The organism is Rhodococcus sp. MALMAid1271 (genome assembly GCF_049195265.1).
Lineage (GTDB): Bacteria > Actinomycetota > Actinomycetes > Mycobacteriales > Mycobacteriaceae > Rhodococcoides.
The window spans coordinates 1-16,926 of record NZ_JBMIRQ010000114.1 but is presented as its reverse complement, the minus strand read 5'-3'; the positions used below and the strand labels follow the sequence as shown (position 1 = coordinate 16,926).

Annotated in this window: 12 protein-coding genes; 9 read left to right on the top strand and 3 right to left on the bottom strand. The window is 64.8% G+C overall.

Annotated elements, in window-relative coordinates:
* The first annotated feature begins 189 nt into the window (after positions 1-189).
* The 3 genes from cobN to ACOQFP_RS21835 all read left to right on the top strand — a co-directional run bounded on the left by cobN (position 190) and on the right by ACOQFP_RS21835 (position 4,705).
* Entirely contained in the window at positions 190-3,795 is a 3,606-nt protein-coding gene (gene cobN, locus ACOQFP_RS21845; protein ID WP_421585506.1) for a cobaltochelatase subunit CobN, read from the top strand.
* A gap of 18 nt (positions 3,796-3,813) precedes the next feature.
* On the top strand, positions 3,814-4,203 hold the full coding sequence (locus tag ACOQFP_RS21840) for a PPOX class F420-dependent oxidoreductase (protein ID WP_421585505.1): 390 nt from the start codon (positions 3,814-3,816) through the stop codon (positions 4,201-4,203).
* 76 nt (positions 4,204-4,279) lie between these two features.
* Positions 4,280-4,705, top strand: a complete 426-nt coding sequence (locus ACOQFP_RS21835) for a VOC family protein (RefSeq protein WP_421585504.1) — start codon at positions 4,280-4,282, stop codon at positions 4,703-4,705.
* Positions 4,706-4,719: 14 nt separating this feature from the next.
* Here the strand turns inward: ACOQFP_RS21835 and ACOQFP_RS21830 are convergent, their stop codons facing one another.
* Genes ACOQFP_RS21830 through ACOQFP_RS21820 form a run of 3 tightly spaced genes read right to left on the bottom strand, consistent with a single transcriptional unit; the run spans position 4,720 to position 8,388 of the window.
* A complete protein-coding gene (locus ACOQFP_RS21830) occupies positions 4,720-6,087 on the bottom strand; it encodes a metallopeptidase TldD-related protein (protein ID WP_206488616.1) in 1,368 nt (455 codons plus the stop codon).
* A complete protein-coding gene (locus ACOQFP_RS21825; RefSeq protein ID WP_341244641.1) occupies positions 6,084-7,610 on the bottom strand; it encodes a TldD/PmbA family protein in 1,527 nt (508 codons plus the stop codon). Before ACOQFP_RS21825 ends, ACOQFP_RS21830 begins: the two co-directional genes overlap by 4 nt.
* Positions 7,611-7,620: 10 nt before the next feature.
* The gene (locus ACOQFP_RS21820) at positions 7,621-8,388 is read right to left on the bottom strand and encodes a TSUP family transporter (protein ID WP_206488618.1); all 768 of its coding nucleotides are present in this window, start codon (positions 8,386-8,388) and stop codon (positions 7,621-7,623) included.
* 17 nt (positions 8,389-8,405) lie between these two features.
* Between ACOQFP_RS21820 and ACOQFP_RS21815 the strand changes: the two genes are divergently transcribed.
* From ACOQFP_RS21815 to ACOQFP_RS21790, 6 genes are all read left to right on the top strand, one after another.
* Positions 8,406-9,569 carry a sensor histidine kinase gene (locus ACOQFP_RS21815; protein ID WP_206488619.1) on the top strand — a complete coding sequence of 388 codons (1,164 nt, stop codon included), beginning with the start codon at positions 8,406-8,408 and terminating at the stop codon, positions 9,567-9,569.
* Between the two features lie 16 nt (positions 9,570-9,585).
* Complete coding sequence (locus tag ACOQFP_RS21810) at positions 9,586-10,242, top strand: response regulator (RefSeq protein ID WP_206488620.1); 657 nt, start codon at positions 9,586-9,588, stop codon at positions 10,240-10,242.
* A gap of 81 nt (positions 10,243-10,323) precedes the next feature.
* Positions 10,324-10,860: an FxsA family protein gene (locus tag ACOQFP_RS21805; protein ID WP_341244643.1), complete on the top strand. Its 537-nt coding sequence runs from the start codon at positions 10,324-10,326 to the stop codon at positions 10,858-10,860.
* A 17-nt stretch (positions 10,861-10,877) separates the two neighbouring features.
* The gene (locus tag ACOQFP_RS21800; protein WP_206488622.1) at positions 10,878-12,473 is read left to right on the top strand and encodes an amidohydrolase; all 1,596 of its coding nucleotides are present in this window, start codon (positions 10,878-10,880) and stop codon (positions 12,471-12,473) included.
* Positions 12,463-14,052, top strand: a complete 1,590-nt coding sequence (gene lnt / locus ACOQFP_RS21795; RefSeq protein ID WP_421585503.1) for an apolipoprotein N-acyltransferase — start codon at positions 12,463-12,465, stop codon at positions 14,050-14,052. Before ACOQFP_RS21800 ends, lnt begins: the two co-directional genes overlap by 11 nt.
* 672 nt (positions 14,053-14,724) lie before the next feature.
* On the top strand, positions 14,725-16,926 hold a 2,202-nt coding region (locus ACOQFP_RS21790; protein WP_421585502.1), incomplete at its 3' end, for a condensation domain-containing protein.

Sequence of the window (16,926 nt, the reverse complement as noted above, 5' to 3'; positions counted from 1 at the left end):
ACGCACCGGTAGCATTCGGTGTCACGGCTACGGCCGAGAGGAAACCGGCGAAAATCCGGTACGGTCGCGCCACTGTGACCGCCCTGCGTTTCACCTGCGCAGCGCGGAAGTCAGACCCTCTCTCCGATCAGCTGCAGAGAAGATTCACCGATTTCAGGGGCGCGAAAACCCCCGAGGAGGGCGTTACCCGTGTTCTTGTTGCTGTCCACATCGGACACCGATCTGCTCAGCGCTCGCGCCAGTGGAGCCGACTACACCTGGGGCAACCCCTCCCGTCTGCTCGCCGAGGACATCCCGACGATGGCCGCATCGGCCGAATTGATCATCGTGCGAATCCTGGGGTCGCGGCGGTCGTGGGAGTCGGGCATCGCTGCGGTGCTCGCCACCGGACTGCCCGTTGTGGTTCTCGGCGGTGAACAGGCACCGGACGCGGACCTGATGGAGATCTCGACCGTGCCGGCGAACGTTGCCGCGCAGGCGCACAACTATCTCGCCGAGGGCGGGTCGGACAACCTGCGCCAGCTGTTCCACTTTCTTTCCGACACCGTTCTGCTGACCGGGCACGGTTTCGACGCGCCGCAGCACCTCCCGACGTGGGGGCATCTCGAGCGAAGCTCCGCACCGCACGCGGGGGTGCCGACGGTCGCGATTTTGTACTATCGCGCCCAGCACCTCGCCGGAAACACCGCGTACATCGACGCGCTCGCCACCGCGGTGGAGAACGCAGGTGCCACTGCGCTGCCCATCTACTGCGCATCGCTGCGCACCGCCGAAGCCGATCTGCTCGAAACCCTGAAGTCGGCGGACGCGTTGATCGTGACCGTCCTCGCCGCAGGTGGTACCAAACCTGCCGGAGCGTCGGCAGGCGGTGACGACGAAGCCTGGGACGTGGCCGAACTCGCTGCACTCGATGTTCCGATCCTGCAGGGCCTGTGCCTGACGAGCTCGCGCGCGACATGGGCCGCGAACGATGACGGCCTCTCGCCGCTGGACGTGGCGACCCAGGTCGCCGTGCCCGAGTTCGACGGACGTCTCATCACGGTTCCGTTCTCGTTCAAGGAAATCGACGACGACGGCTTGACGACGTACGTTCCGGACCACGAGCGCGCGGCGCGCGTGGCAGGTATCGCGGTGCGGCACGCCCGGCTGCGGCACATCCCGTCGGCCGATCGCCGTATCGCCCTGATGTTCTCGGCCTACCCCACCAAGCACGCGAGGATCGGCAACGCCGTCGGCCTCGATACTCCGGCCAGCGCCATCGCGTTGATGTCGAGCATGCGCGCCGCCGGCTACGACCTCGGTCCGATCGACGGACCAGATTCGGTGCCCGGACTCGCCGCACGCGACGGTGACGCGCTCATCCATGCCCTGATCGCCCGTGGCGGCCAGGATCCGAACTGGCTCACCGACGCCCAGCTCGAGGGCAATCCCATTCGCATCTCCGCGGCGCAGTACGGGCAGTGGTTCGAGCAGTTACCCGCAGACCTGCGAGCGGCAGTGGTCGAGCATTGGGGCCCAGCACCAGGCGATCTCTACGTCGACCGATCTGCCGATCCGAACGGTGAGATCGTCATCGCCGCAATGTGCTTCGGCAACGTCGTCGTCATGGTGCAGCCGCCGCGCGGATTCGGCGAGAAGCCCGTTGCGATCTATCACGATCCCGATCTACCGCCGAGCCACCACTATCTTGCTGCGTACCGGTGGATTTCGGCCACTCGGGAAGACGGCGGTTTCGGCGCGGATGCGATGGTCCACCTGGGCAAGCACGGCAACCTGGAGTGGTTGCCGGGTAAGACGCTCGGCATGTCTGCGTCCTGTGGAACCGATGCGGCGCTCGGTGATCTGCCGCTGATCTATCCGTTCCTCGTCAACGATCCGGGGGAGGGCACGCAGGCCAAGCGTCGAGCGCACGCGACCCTCGTCGACCATCTCATTCCCCCCATGGCACGGGCGGAGAGTTACGGAGACATCTCTCGGCTCGAGCAACTGCTCGACGAGCACTCGAACATTTCGGCGCTCGATCCAGCCAAGCTGCCCGCGATTCGGCAGCAGATCTGGACGCTGATGACGGCGGCGCAGATGCACAAGGATCTGGGGCTGGAGGAGCGGCCCGAGGAGGATGTCTTCGACGACATGCTCCTGCACGTCGACGGGTGGCTGTGCGAGATCAAGGACGTCCAGATCCGAGACGGACTGCATGTTCTCGGCCAGGAGCCCGTCGGAGATGCCGAGGTCGACATCGTGCTGGCGATGCTGCGAGCTCGGCAGATGTGGGGCGGCGAACAGACGGTTCCCGGTCTGCGCGAAGCCCTCGGCCTCAGCGAGGACGGCGGGGAGGAACGCACCCGCGTCGACGGTATCGAGTCGATCGCCCACGGTTTGGTCGCGAACATGCAGGCCACCCAGTGGGATCCGAGCCAGGCCGCTCGCGTCGCCGGTGAGCACGGCGAGACAGTGGCGCAGATTCTCGAGTTCGCAGCCGCCGAGGTGGTGCCGAGACTGCGGGGCACCTCGCGCGAGATCGAGCAGGTGCTGCACGCCCTCGACGGCGGGTTCATCGCGGCGGGACCGAGCGGCTCACCGTTGCGCGGATTGATCAACGTCTTGCCCACCGGACGCAATTTCTACTCGGTGGATCCCAAGGCCGTGCCGTCGAGACTGGCATGGGAGACGGGCCAGGCGATGGCCGAGTCTCTGCTTGCTCGCTATCGCGAGGATCACGGTGAGTGGCCGAAGTCCGTTGGGTTGTCGGTGTGGGGGACCTCGGCGATGCGAACCTCCGGTGACGACATCGCGGAGGTGTTCGCCCTGTTGGGGGTCTCGCCGGTGTGGGACGAGGCATCGCGCCGGGTCACCCGGCTCGAGGTCGTCGATCTCGTCGAGCTCGGCCGCCCTCGTATCGACGTGACAGTCCGAATCAGTGGGTTCTTCCGCGACGCGTTCCCCCATGTCCTGGCGCTGCTCGACGACGCGGTGCGCATGGTGGCCGCGCTGGACGAGGAACCCGATCAGAACTACGTCCGAGCGCATGCCCAGGCAGATCTCGCCGAACACGGTGACGAGAGGCGTTCCACAACACGCATTTTCGGTTCGAAGCCGGGTACCTACGGTGCCGGACTGCTGCAGCTGATCGACAGCAAGACCTGGCGCAGCGACGAGGACCTGGCGCAGGTCTACACCACCTGGGGCGGCTTCGCGTACGGACGCGGCCTCGACGGTGTGCCTGCCTCGGACGACATGCGCACCGCCTACAAGCGCATTGCCGTCGCCGCCAAGAACACCGACACCCGTGAGCACGACATCGCAGATTCCGACGACTACTTCCAGTACCACGGCGGCATGGTCGCAACCGTGCGGGCGTTGACCGGGAAGTCGCCGGAGGCGTACATCGGCGACAGCACGCGACCGGAATCGGTTCGCACGCGCACTCTCTCGGAAGAAACCGCGCGTGTGTTCCGGGCCAGGGTGGTCAATCCCCGGTGGCTGGAGGCCATGCGCAGACACGGATACAAGGGCGCGTTCGAGATGGCCGCCACGGTCGACTATCTGTTCGGCTACGACGCCACCACGGGTGTCGTGCACGACTGGATGTACGAGAAGCTCGCCGAGACCTACGTCCTGGACGAGCAGAACCAGAAGTTCATGCAGCAGTCCAATCCGTGGGCGCTGCACGGCATCGCCGAACGGCTGCTCGAAGCTACCGAACGACAGATGTGGGCCGAGCCGAACGAGCAGGTTCTCGCGGGGCTGCGTCAGGTCTACCTGGAGACCGAGGGCGCGCTCGAGGGGGAGTAGCGACGTATTCTGACGGGTATGGTCGCCACCTTCGAAGACATTGCACAGGGCAAGTACATACTGCTGACCACTTTCAAGAAAGATGGCACCGCGGTGCCCACTCCGTTGTGGGGCGCTGTCGACGGCAACCGACTGCTCATGTGGACCGTTGCCGATTCGTGGAAGGTCAAACGAATACGCCGCAACCCGAAGGTCACCATCGCACCGTGCGACGTGCGCGGCAATCCGCAGGGTGATGCGGTCGACGCCGTCGCCGAGATCCTCGGTGCGGCCGAAACCGAGAAGGCCCGCTCGGCTGTCGTATCGAAGTACGGCATCCTGGGGTGGCTCGTCGTCACGGGCAGCGTGCTGCGACGCGGCAAGAGCGGCTCGGTCGGGCTGGCCATCACCGCGGCCCGAGGCGAGTAGATCGGCACCATCGATCGTCGGCCTGGTTCCGAATGACTCCTGAGGTAGCTTCCCTGCTGCCGGAATGGAGCATCACGTGCCTATCGAAGTCACCGACTACAACCATGTTCGCCTCACCGTCAGCGATATCGACCGATCCCGATCGTTCTACGACGCGGTATTCGGGTTCGAAGTCGCCTACGCCTGGGACCCCGATGCCGACGAGGAGACCAAGAAGGCACTGTGGTTTCTGTTCGGTGGCGTCATCTACAAGTTCGGTGGAGGACTGCTCGGCCTGCGTCCGGTAGCACCGAGCGACGACACCTTCGGTGAAGATCGGTGCGGGCTCGATCACCTCAGCTTCACCGTGGCCACTCGGTCCGCGCTCGAAGATGCAGTGAAGACACTGGACGAGTTGGGCATTGCGCACGAGGGCATCAAGGACGCCGGTCCTGGTCTGTCCATCGTCGAGTTCCGTGATCCGGACAACATAGCCCTCGAACTCTCCGGGCCCGACAAGTAAATGCGGGGCCGACGCTAGCGAGCAGCGCTGACCGAGGACATGTGGAAATCGGGTATGCGTAGCGGCGGCATCGCTGTGCGAGTGAACCAGTCCTTCCACTCGCGCGGCAGTGTCGCCTCGGTTGCCCCTGCCTCGGTCACGCGGCGCAGTAGATCCAGCGGACTTTCGTTGAAGCGAAAATTGTTCACTGCACCGCTGATCTTGCCGTTCTCGATGGCGTAGACGCCGTCTCGGGTCAATCCGGTGAGCAACAGTGAGGTCGGATCGACCTCACGGATGTACCAGAGCGTCGTCAGTAGCAGGCCGCGTTCGGTGTCGGCCACCATCTTGTCCAGACGAGTGTCCGAGCCGCCCGTCATGACGAGATTCTCGCCCGGCACCGCGACGGAGGCTCCGAACCTCTCCGCTGCTGCGCGTGGATAGGACAGCGCTGCAATCGATCCCTCGCGCACCCAGTCGACCCGGTCGATGTCCATGCCGTTGTCGAACACCGAGAGCGCATCACTCGACGAACCCGCAACCACGAACGGGGCATACTCGAGACCGGCTGCGTGTGGATCGGAGTACAACGTGAGCGGTAGCTCGGTCAGCTGCTCGCCCACTCGGGTTCCGCCTGCACGCGAGAGAGCGGTGCGACCTTCCTGCGCTCCGCGACCTTCCATGGTCCACATCAGGTAGATCATCAGATCGGCCACGGCCGACGGAGGCAGCACGGTCTCGTAGTGGCCGGCCGGCAACTCGACGGTGTGCTGTGCCCAGCCGAGCCGAGTCGACAGCTCGGCCAGCAGACTCGGAGTCGAGACGTCCTCGAAGTCGGTGGTTCCAGCGCCTACCCATGCGCTCGCGCCCGCTCGCTTGCCGTTGATCTCGACCGATCCGGTCGGCTGTGTGAATGTTCTGCGCAGACCGGTCGAGGTACCGAGCCAGACGTTGTCGACCCGATGCTGAGCGAACCCGTACAAGGCGTCGCGGCCATCGAACCCGACGTTCAAATCCGCTGCCAGCGAACCGAACACGTCGATCGAGGTATGTTGCGCGGCGCGATCCCAGTTCTCCGAACCGACCGAGTCCGACGGCGGCAGCAAGGGCATCGCGTCATCGGCGGGCTCGGCCGACCGCGCCGCCGATTCGCTGGCGCGCACGACGGCCTCGATATCCGCCGGGTCGACGCTCGTCGAGGACACGGTGCCCACTCTTGCCGTATCCGCACCACGCACGATCGAGACCACCTCCCAGCGTCGGGAGATGGCAATTCCATTGGTGGTCATCGAATTACCGGCCCAACGCAGAGTTGCATCGCTGGAGTCGGTGACGATCACGATCGCGTCGTCGACGTTCGAGCAGGCAAGAGCGCGTTCGACCAACAGCTGTGCGGCGATCATCGACCGGCCTCCGATCGGGTGTTGAGGACGTTGACGCCGCGGAACAGCGCTACCGGGCAGCCGTGGCTGACGGCCGCGACCTGCCCGGGCTGCGCTTTGCCGCAGTTGAAGGCACCGCCGAGTCGCCACGTGGACGGTCCGCCGAGTAGTTCCATCGAGCCCCAGAATTCGGTGGTCGTCGCCTGGTATGCGACGTCGCGCACCTGGCCGTCGAGCACGCCGTTGCGAATACGGTAGAAGCGTTGACCGGTGAACTGAAAGTTGTAGCGCTGCATGTCGATCGACCAGGACTTGTCGCCGACGACGTAGATGCCGTTCTCGACCGCCCCGATGACGTCGGCCGTGCTTCGGTCGGTGTCGGGATCGGGGTGCAGGGATACATTGGCCATCCGCTGGATCGGCACGTGATGGGGCGAATCTGCGTACGAGCATCCGTTGGATCGCTCCAACCCGAGCCGGGGGGCGAAGACCCGATCGAGTTGGTAACCGACCAGCACTCCGTCGCGGATCAGGTCCCACTTCTGTGCAGCCACGCCCTCGTCGTCGTAGCCGATGCTGGCCAACCCGTTGATTTCGGTCCGGTCGGCGCTGACGTGCATGATGGGCGACCCGTATCGCAACGTTCCCAGCTGATCGGGGGTCGCGAACGAGGTGCCTGCGTACGCGGCCTCGTAGCCGATTGCGCGATCGTATTCCGTTGCATGACCGATGGATTCGTGGATGGTGAGCCACAGATTCGTCGGGTCGATGACGAGGTCGGTCGGTCCTGCGACCACGGAAGGGGCCTTCACCTTCTCTGCCAACCATTCGGGAATTCGGGCCAGTTCCTCGGCCCAGTCCCAGCTGCTGTTCTCGCCGAGATATTCCCAGCCTCGTCCGACCGGCGGTGCGAGAGTTCGCATCGTTTCGAACGCACCGGCGGATCGGTCGACGGTGGTCGCCTCGAACTGGGGATGTAGTCGCACCCGTTGCTGCGTGATGCTGCTGCCTGCCAGATCGGCGTAGAACGATTGCTCCTTGACCTGCATCACGGTGGCCGTGACGTGATCGACCCCGTCCGAGGCGGCCAGCCGAGACGAATATTCCGCCAGCAGCCCCACCTTGTCTGCGGTAGATACGTCGAATGGATCGACGTCGTAGTCCGACACCCACGTCGCGTCGGAGTACACCGGTTCAGGGGCGAGTTCGACGCGTTCGCGGTTGAGGGCCCGCAGGAATGTCGCCACCTCGACGGCTTTCCTGGCCGTCGACGCAGCCGCGTCCGTGCCGAGTTCCGCGTGCGACGCGAACCCCCAGGTGCCGTCGACCACCACACGCACGGCGAGCCCGATCTCGCCGGCATCGACGGCGGATTGCACCGAACCGTCGCGCAGCGAGATCGACTGGGTCGTCAAGCGCTGTACGCGCACATCGGCATGGGATGCTCCCGCCGTTCGTGCGGCAGTCAGTGCCGCGTCCGCGAGGGCACGCAAGGGGAGGTTCAGGAAGTCGGCGTCCACCGACCTGTCCGATTGTCTCGTCACATCGCAGACGCTAGCCGAATTGCTGCCAGCCCAGGCGGACGACCATCCCCAGCACGACGACGAGCAGCACTATTCTGACGAACCCGGCACCTCTGGCGACAGCTGTTCTCGAGCCCAAGACGGCACCGATGACGTTGCACACCGCCATGGCAGCTCCGAGTTGCCAGTAGACGCTGCCGGTGACGGCGAAGAACGTGAGGGCTCCTACGTTGGATCCGACGTTGATCACCTTGGCCATCGCGGCGCTGCGTACGAACTCCGTACCGAGCATCGTTGCAAACACGATGATGAGAAACGTGCCGGTGCCGGGCCCGAGGATGCCGTCGTAGAAACCGATTGCTGCGGCGGCGAGTCCCGTCACGATCAGCACCTTCAGATGCGTCGGCGGCGACGGTGCCGCGCTCAGACCGATGGTCGGCCGTAGGGTCACCAACAGTGCCACTCCGGCGAGCACGACCATGATGACCGGGATGAACAGGTCGCGGTCGATCAACGACACTGCAGCGGCTCCAGCAGCTGAGGTCACGGCGGCAAGGACTCCGGCAGGAACCAACACGGTCCAGTTCAGCGACACCTTTCGTGCGAACGTCACGACGGCGGCGACGGTACCGAAGATCGCAGTGGCCTTGTTCGTCGCCAACGCAGCTTGTGGGGTCAGTTGGGGTGCCACGAGCAGGATCACCGGGAGCAGGATGAGGCCGCCGCCACCGACGACGGCGTCCACCCAACCGGCCGCTGTCGCGGCCACCATCAGCAGTCCCCAGTCGGCAGCGGTCATACGGCAAACTCAATCACATGCGCCGTTTCAGCCTGTGGCTCCGAGGGCAGCCCTTCGTCGCCGATGCACTTCTGGCAGCGGGACTGTTCGTCGTCGAGATGCTGGTGTTCGTCAGCTCGGTCGACGATGTGAACGGACCGCTGTTTCTGGCGTTCGCTCTGGTGCTGTCGGTTCCCATTGCGTGGCGGCGCCGATTTCCTCGGTCGATAGCGGCGATCAGTCTGGTGGCCACGAGTGTGTGTGACGTAGCCGGCTCGATGGCAGGTGAGACGTCCAACGGTCACCCGGCAACGCTCGCTCTTCCGATCATGTTGTACACACTGGTCGCGTACGTGGGCCGAGTTCAGGGTGCCGTGTTCGCAGCGGCACTCACCGCGTACACCGTTGCGTCGACGCTGTTGCTGGACCAGCCGATCTTCACCACGCTGACCTTCAGCGCCCTCTTCTACGCGCTGTCATGGCTGGCGGCGGAATTCCTCGGGGCCAGACGGGCCTATGACGAAGCGACCGAGGCGAGGCTGATCGTTGCCGAGTACGACCGGGACCGCCGCGCCGAAGAAGCCGTGATCGCCGAACGCACCCGTATCGCGCGTGAACTGCACGACGTCATAGCGCACGGTGTCAGCGTCATGGTGGTCCAGGCCGACGGGGCCTCATACAACATCAGACGCAATCCCGAACGCGCGGAACAAGCTGTCGCCAACATCTCCGCGACAGGTCGGCTGGCTCTCGCCGAATTGCGCCGGACTGTGGCGTTGCTGCGCACGTCTCCCGACTCGGACGACATGCCCCTGTACGGCACGGCAGGACTCGCGCGCGTCGTCGAAATAATGGGCCGCGCCGGATTGAACGTCGAACTCGAGCAAACCGGGAACCTCGACGACATCAGCCCAGCGATCAGCCTCGGTGTGCACCGGTTGGTCCAGGAATCGCTGACCAACGTCCTACGGCATGCCGGTCACGCTCCACGAGCCGTCGTCAAAGTGGTCCGCGAAGAACAGGCCGTCACCGTGGAGATCAGCGACAACGGGACCGGCGCGCGAGCAGGGACGTCCGCAGACGGCGGGGGACACGGCCTGCTCGGGATGCGGGAGCGAGTGGCCGTACTGCAGGGAACGCTGTACGCCGGTCGAACGTCACACGGCAATTGGCTCGTCCGGGCAACTCTGCCGATCGAGTGAGGGCTAAGTTGGGTCGGTGCCGATCACCGTTGTCGTCGTGGACGACCAGGAACTGATGCGCATGGGGCTGAACATGGTGCTCGAAGCCCAGGACGACATCGAGGTGGTGGGGGAGGCATCCGATGGTGCCGGTGCCATCGAGGCTGTGGCCGGTCTGGCACCGGAGGTGGTGCTGATGGACGTCCGCATGCCCGGGATGGACGGCGTTTCGGCGACCCGTGCGATCACCGAATCCGGCTCCACCGCGCGGGTTCTGGTGATGACCACCTTCGACCTCGACGAGCACGTGCTCGGAGCACTGCGCGCGGGTGCCAGTGGCTTTCTGCTCAAAGACACGCCACCGGATGATTTGGTCTCGGCCATCCGAAGCGTGGCTGCGGGCGATGCCGTCGTGTCGCCGAAGGTCACCAAGCGGTTGCTCTCGCGGTTCGTCGCCCAGTCCGTACCGACCACCGATGTTTCGGTTTTCGACGCACTCACCGGACGTGAGCGGGAGGTGCTGGTGCATTTGGCGACCGGCATGTCCAACGTCGAGATCGCGTCGGCGCTACACCTGTCCGAGGCGACGGTGAAGACACACGTCGGACGGATTCTGACGAAACTGAACGTACGCGACCGAGTACAGGCCGTCGTGTTGGCGTACGAGACCGGCCTCGTACGCCCGGGTTCCTGAGAATTTCCCGGCAAACGGGGCATTGCGGGAGCGATTTCGACGGCCCGAGCGTTGTACGGGTCAAGCGAAGAAAGGACCGCCATGCTCGCACTGTTCGTTGTCTATGTCGTCATCGAGGTCGCCGCACTCGTCGCCGTCGGTAGCGCTGTGGGGGTGTTGTGGACGGTACTGCTGCTGATCGGCGGGTCGCTGATCGGATCCTTGCTGGTGCGCTCGCAAGGCAGGCGCGTACTGGACGGTCTGCGTAGTGCATCACGGGGGGAGCGGCCGACCGGCGGCGCGGTGGCGGACGGAGCACTGTTCGCGGCGGGCTCGGTCGCCATGTTCGTGCCGGGGCTGGTGACCACCGCGATCGGCTTGCTGCTGTTGATCCCGCCGACCAGGTGGCTGTTGCGACCCGCGGTCATGTGGGCTGCGGCACGCTGGTTGCCTCAGGTTTCGACCGCGACACGCCGCATGCGCCCCACCGTCATCGACGGTGAGGTCCTCGACGACCACCAGGATGTGGGCAATCGCGCGTCGAGTACTGCCGATTCGGCACTGGTTCTCGAAGGACAAGTGATCGAAGCCGACCGGTTCGATCGCACGGAAGGGGATTTCCGGAAGCCGCACCGGTAGGGGCACACTGGTTCTTCGTGACCACCGAATTGTTCTGCGGCGGACGGATCTACAGCCCGACGGCCTCCGATGCCACCGCCATGGCCGTGACCGACGGAGTCGTCAGTTGGATCGGCGAGGATCGCACGGGCCGCGCACTTCATCCGGGGGTGACGGTGACGGACCTGGGCGGTTCCTTCGTCGCACCGGCCTTCGTCGACACACACGTGCACCTCACCGATCTGGGGCTGTCGCTGATCGGATTGGATCTGTCGCATTGCCGATCTCTCGGCGAGTGCATGCGCGAGCTCACCCAGCACGCGCTGTCCTCTTCGGACGCGCTCGTGTGGGGGCACGGCTGGGATGATGCGGCTTGGCCCGAACACCGCGCACCGTCGACGGCCGATCTGGACGCAGCCGCGCCGGGACGGCCGGTGTACCTGGCTCGGGTCGATTCGCATTCGGCAGCCGTGTCGACTCCACTTCGGGCGGTCGCGCCGGCTATCGAAACCAGCACTGGATTCTCGGCCCAATCGCCTCTCACCGCTGCAGCTCACCACGTTGCACGGCTGACCGCCCGGTCGATGATCACCGCCGACACCCGGCGACGCGCCCGATCTGCAGCGCTGGACCATGCGGCGGCGCATGGAATCGTTGCCGTGCACGAGTGCGCGGGCCCGATCGTGTCGGGACTCGACGACTTCCGCGCGGTGATGGAGTCCGATCACGGAGTCGAAGTACGCGGTTACTGGGGCGAAGTGGTCGACACGGCCGAGCGGGCGCGGCAGCTGCTCGCCGATACCGGTGCCCACGGTTTGGCCGGCGACATCTTCGTGGACGGATCGTTCGGATCACGGACTGCATGGTTGTCCTCGCCATACGCGGACAGCCCCGGATCTGGAGTGTCCTACGAGGACGTCGATGCACTGACAGCGCACATCTCGGCTTGTACCGCAGTCGGCGTTCAAGCCGGATTCCACGTCATCGGCGACGCCGCCGTCACGGCCGCCGTCACGGCTTTCTCGCGTGTGGTCGCCGAATGGGGAACGCCCGCCGTTGCTGCCTGCGGGCACCGGCTCGAACATCTGTCGATGGTCACACCGGAGCAGGCCGACCTGTTGTCCTCGTGGGGCGTGATCGCCAGTGTGCAGCCGATGTTCGATGCGGTCTGGGGCGGTTCGGACGGACTGTACGCAGAGCGTCTGGGCGGCGAACGCGCAGCCGCCCTGCATCCGCTCGCCCGATTGGCGTCCGCGGGGGTTTCACTCGCCTTCGGTTCGGACGCGCCGGTCACTCGTCTCGACCCGTGGGCGACGACGAGAGCGGCCGTGAACCACAAGACGCCCGGCAGCGCGGTCTCGCCTCGGGCCGCCTTCGCGGCCGCGACTCGTGGAGCGTGGCGCGCAGGCGGAGTCCGAGACGGACTGGCCGGCACTCTGGTGCCGGGCGCTCCGGCCTCGTTCGCGGTGTGGGATGTCGACGAACTCGTCGTACGAGCTCCGAAGGACAGCGTTCAACGATGGTCGACGGATCCGCGGGCGCGAGTATCACCGCTGCCCAGCCTCGACGAATCGTCCGAGAGCCCGCGGTGCTCGTTGACCGTGCATCGCGGGCAGGTCATTCATGAGCAGTGATGTCGTTTCGGCACCGGAGAAGTCCCGCACGCGGGGCGGGCGGCTGCGCGGGGCAGCAGTGTCGACTCTTGCGTCCGTGCTGGCCGGTGCGCTGATTTTTGCCAGTTTCCCTCCTCGAACGCTGTGGTTTTTGGCACCGCTCGGTATTGCTGTGCTCGCGGCGGTGTTGACCGGCTTCGGCGGCAGGAGATCGGTGTCGCTGAAGGCAGGGTTCGGCTACGGATATGCCGCCGGGCTCGGCTTCTTCGTTCCACTGCTCCCGTGGATCGGTGTGTACGTGGGGCCGATGCCCTGGTTGGCCCTGGCCGCCGCCGAGTCCGTGTTCGTCGGGCTGTTCGGGGTCCTCGGGGTGCTCACGGCGCGTAGTTCATGGTGGCCGCTGTCGATGGCGCTGGTGTGGAGCCTGACCGAGTGGTTGAGGTCGAGTGTCCCTTTCGGGGGCTTTCCCTGGGGGCGATTGGCCTTCGGCCAACCCGAAGGGTGGCTGCTCCCGCTGGCGAGCATCGGCGGTGCACCCCTGCTCAGCTTCGGGGTGGCGCTGACCGGAACAGGGCTCGCCGCGCTGGCTCTGGCGAGTATGCGGCGGGGCGGCCTACGAGCATTCCTCGGTCCTGTCGCCGCGGCGGCCGCGGCGTCGATCGTGGCGTTGGCTGTACTGCCGACTCTGCCCACCAACGACGCGGCGGACGGCGAACGAATGGTGACGGTTGCTGCGGTGCAGGGAAGCGTTCCTCGGCTCGGCCTGGATTTCAATGCACAGCGCAGAGCAGTTCTGGACAATCACGTGCGGGAGACACTGGCGCTGGCCGCCGACGTCGATGCCGGCAGGCAACCTGCTCCGGATCTCGTCGTGTGGCCTGAGAACGCGTCGGATATCGACCCTTTGAGGAACGCTGACGCTGCGACTTTGATCACACAGGCCTCGGTCGCTGTCGGCGCGCCGATCCTGGTCGGAACGGTTTTGGTCAATAAGGACGGCACCAACTCGAATTCCGTGATTGCGTGGAACGGCACGGACGGCCCCGGCGAGCGGCACGACAAGAAAATTATTCAACCGTTCGGCGAATACTTGCCGTACCGAAGTTTCTTTCGGTTGTTCTCCGAGTACGCCGACCGGGCCGGACATTTCGTGCCCGGCAGTGGAAACGGTGTGGTGCATGCCGCCGGAATAGCCACGGGTATAGCGACGTGTTACGAGGTGGCTTTCGATCGGGCCCTCGAAGAATCGGTGACCTCGGGAGCAGAGTTGATTGCCATCCCCACCAATAACGCGACTTTCGGCGACACCGACATGACCTACCAGCAACTTGCGATGTCCAGGGTACGGGCTGTGGAACACGGGAGGACTGTCGTGGTGGCCGCAACGAGTGGCGTGAGCGCCATCGTCGGTCCCGACGGTACGGTCCTGCAGCAGACGCCTCTGTTCACCCCTGATGTCCTGGTATCGAGTGTAGAGCTGCGTCGAACGGAGACGGTGGCCACTCGGCTCGGATTCGGATCCGAGCTCGCACTGTGCCTCGCAGCGATCGTCGGGCTCGGCTCGTCGCTGCTCGCGAGGAGGCACCGGGAGGCCGGCTGAACAATCGCGACGTCGGAATCGAGGCACTATTTCGATCTTCCAGTCGGTAATTGTCGATGGCGGGACGATCATTCGAAATTCGGTTGTCGTTCATTCGATCGAATAGAGCATGCTCGACTGGCGCACACGGTCACTGCTGTAACAGGCTGGAGCTGGAGTCCGATGCTTCTTATGACTACTGCACAAAAGACTCGACCCAATGTTGTATCTTTGTAAGCCGCTGGACGTGTCGGATCTCGGAATTCGGGTGTGGTTTCAGTGGGTGGCGGGCGCAGAGCAGCGCCTGCACGTGGTTGTGGGATCGACGTATCGGCCCGACATTCGTGTTCGGGCCGCTTACCTGGCCGGGGAGGAAAGCTCGTGTCGCAGACGACGGTAAAATCGCACACCGACACCTTGTTGTTCCACGAACCGAAAGTTCGATACAGGCGGTAAAACCAGGGCGCGTACCGGTTTCAATCCGGTCGACAGCGCGCGACGAATGAATACGAGCCCTGTCAAGCCATCGAGCGTGTGAATCGACACGAACGTAGATCAGAACGGAAGCCAGAATTGCTCAATCGCGCGCACAAGCAGCCGCGGCTCGACACCCCGAACGGGACCGTGAGTTCCGAGTCGATCGACGCGACGTCGACCTTCGTAGGCATGACCGTGCCGTCGAAGGGTAAGTGAATGCGCGCAGCAATCACCGGCGGTTCTCAGACGCCCCCGTCCGGCACTGGCTTCGAAGACGGCTTCCCTCTCTCATCCGCGCAACGCGGTATGTGGTTCGCGCAGCAACTCGCCCCTGATGTCGCGGTCTGCATCGCCCAGTACGTGGATCTGCGCGGCAGCCTCGACATAGCGCTCCTGCAGCAAGCGTCGGCACAGGCCGGCCACGAGTTCCAATCCGCTTACCTGCGACTGGCCGAAATCGACGGCGAAGCGATTCAGCTGGTCGATCACTCCATCGACCAGTCCGTGCACTACCTGGACCTGCGCGGCGAAGACGATCCGATGACCGCGGCACTGCAGTGGATCGACCACAACTACGTGCAGCCGGTCGACATGGAAAACGACACGCTGACCGAGAGCTGGATCATTCAGGTCGAGGACGAGCGGAACCTCTGGTACAGCAAGATCCACCACGTCGCACTCGATGGCTACGGTGCGATGACACTCGTCAACCGGACGGCGGAGCTCTACACGGCCGCCGTCGAGCACACCGAACCCGCGCCCAACAAGGCAGCCGAACTGCGCCGACTGTACGAGCTCGATCAGGAATATCGTGCGTCGACGCGGTTCGAGGCGGACAAGAAGTACTGGGTCGACCGCGCCTCGGACATCGAAGACGGGGCATCTCTGTCGAACACGGACGGTCGCACGATCGCCGCCAGCAAGTTGCGCAGTATTGCTCTCCCCACGGACGTGGTCACCGCACTCGAAAGTTCGGACGCGACCAAGGGTGGCACTGCCGCCGCCGTTTTCATCGCCGCATTCGGCTGCTATCTGTCCCGCATGACCGGGCGAGAAGACGTACTGGTCAACATTCCGGTATCTGCTCGCACCACTGCGCTGCTCAGGCGGTCCGGCGGGATGCTCGTCAACGTCGCACCGATTCCGATTCATGTGTCCGAGGACGCCACCGTAGGCCAGCTGGTGCAGCAGGTACAGCTCGAGCTGATGGGTGCACTTCGGCACCAGCGTTTCAGTATCGAGGACATCAGGCGCGAGCTGTCGGCCTCGGGGAGCGACAAGCAACTCGCCGGCCCGATGGTCAACATGATGCTGTTCCACCAGCAGATCACACTGGGCTCGATCGTCGGTGAATTCAACATCGTGACCTCGGGACCGGTCGAGGACTTGCTGGTCAACGTCTACCAGAGTGGTTCTCCGGCAAGGACTTTCGTAGACTTCCGAGCAAACCCGAATCGCTACGACGACGACGATCTCACGGCCCATCACGCCAATTTCGTCGACATGGCCGAAGCCTTCATCGCAGCCGGGACGGACGTCGTCGTCGGCGACGTGCACCCGGACAGCGCGCGCGAAGGTGAGCGACGTCGCCGCGCTGCCGCTCAGCTCGCCTACTGGACCGATCGCCTGGCCGACTCTCCGGACCTACTCGATCTTCCCACCGACCGGCCGCGGCCCGCACGTATCGGTCACGTTCGTGCATCGCACGAGATCACCGTCGGATCCGCCTCCTGGGCTGCCCTGGAGCGGCTGGCGACCGACAGGGCCACCACTCGGTTCGTGGTGTTCGAATCCGTTCTGGCCGTACTACTTTCGCGACTGGCCACCACCGATGATGTGTCCATCGCTGTGTCTACCGGCACCGGAGGCACCGTCGTCCTGCGGACCAACCCCAACCCGCAGCAGTCGTTCTCCGACTTCATCGATGTGTCGACCGCGGAGTTCGACGCATCCCTGGCACACAGTGACGTGACGTTCGAAGAAGTTGTCACAGCGCTCGGCCTGGCCCGGTCCGAGTCCCACAGTCCGCTGGCTCAGGTTGCGCTCCGATTCGGTGCTGCCGAATTGCCACGCGACGGAGTCGAAATGGACCTCGTCGTCACCGTCGACGAATCCGACACGATCTCTGTCGCTTTCGATTACGCCACGGAACTGTTCGACGCCTCCGGCATCGCTCAGTTCGGCCGCCGCATCGTGCGAGTTCTCGATGCATTCCTCGACGAGCCGGGTCTGCTGATCGGCGACGTGGACCTGCTGTCCACCGCAGAACGTGCGCGACTTGCTCCGGTTCGTGGTCCGCGGTCTGTTGCGGGTGTGGTGTTGCCGGAGTTGTTCGCTGGTGCGGTGGGTGTTGCCGGTGCTGGTGGTGTTGCGGTGGTTTCTGGTTCTCGGGTGCTTTCGTATGGTGAGTTGGATGCG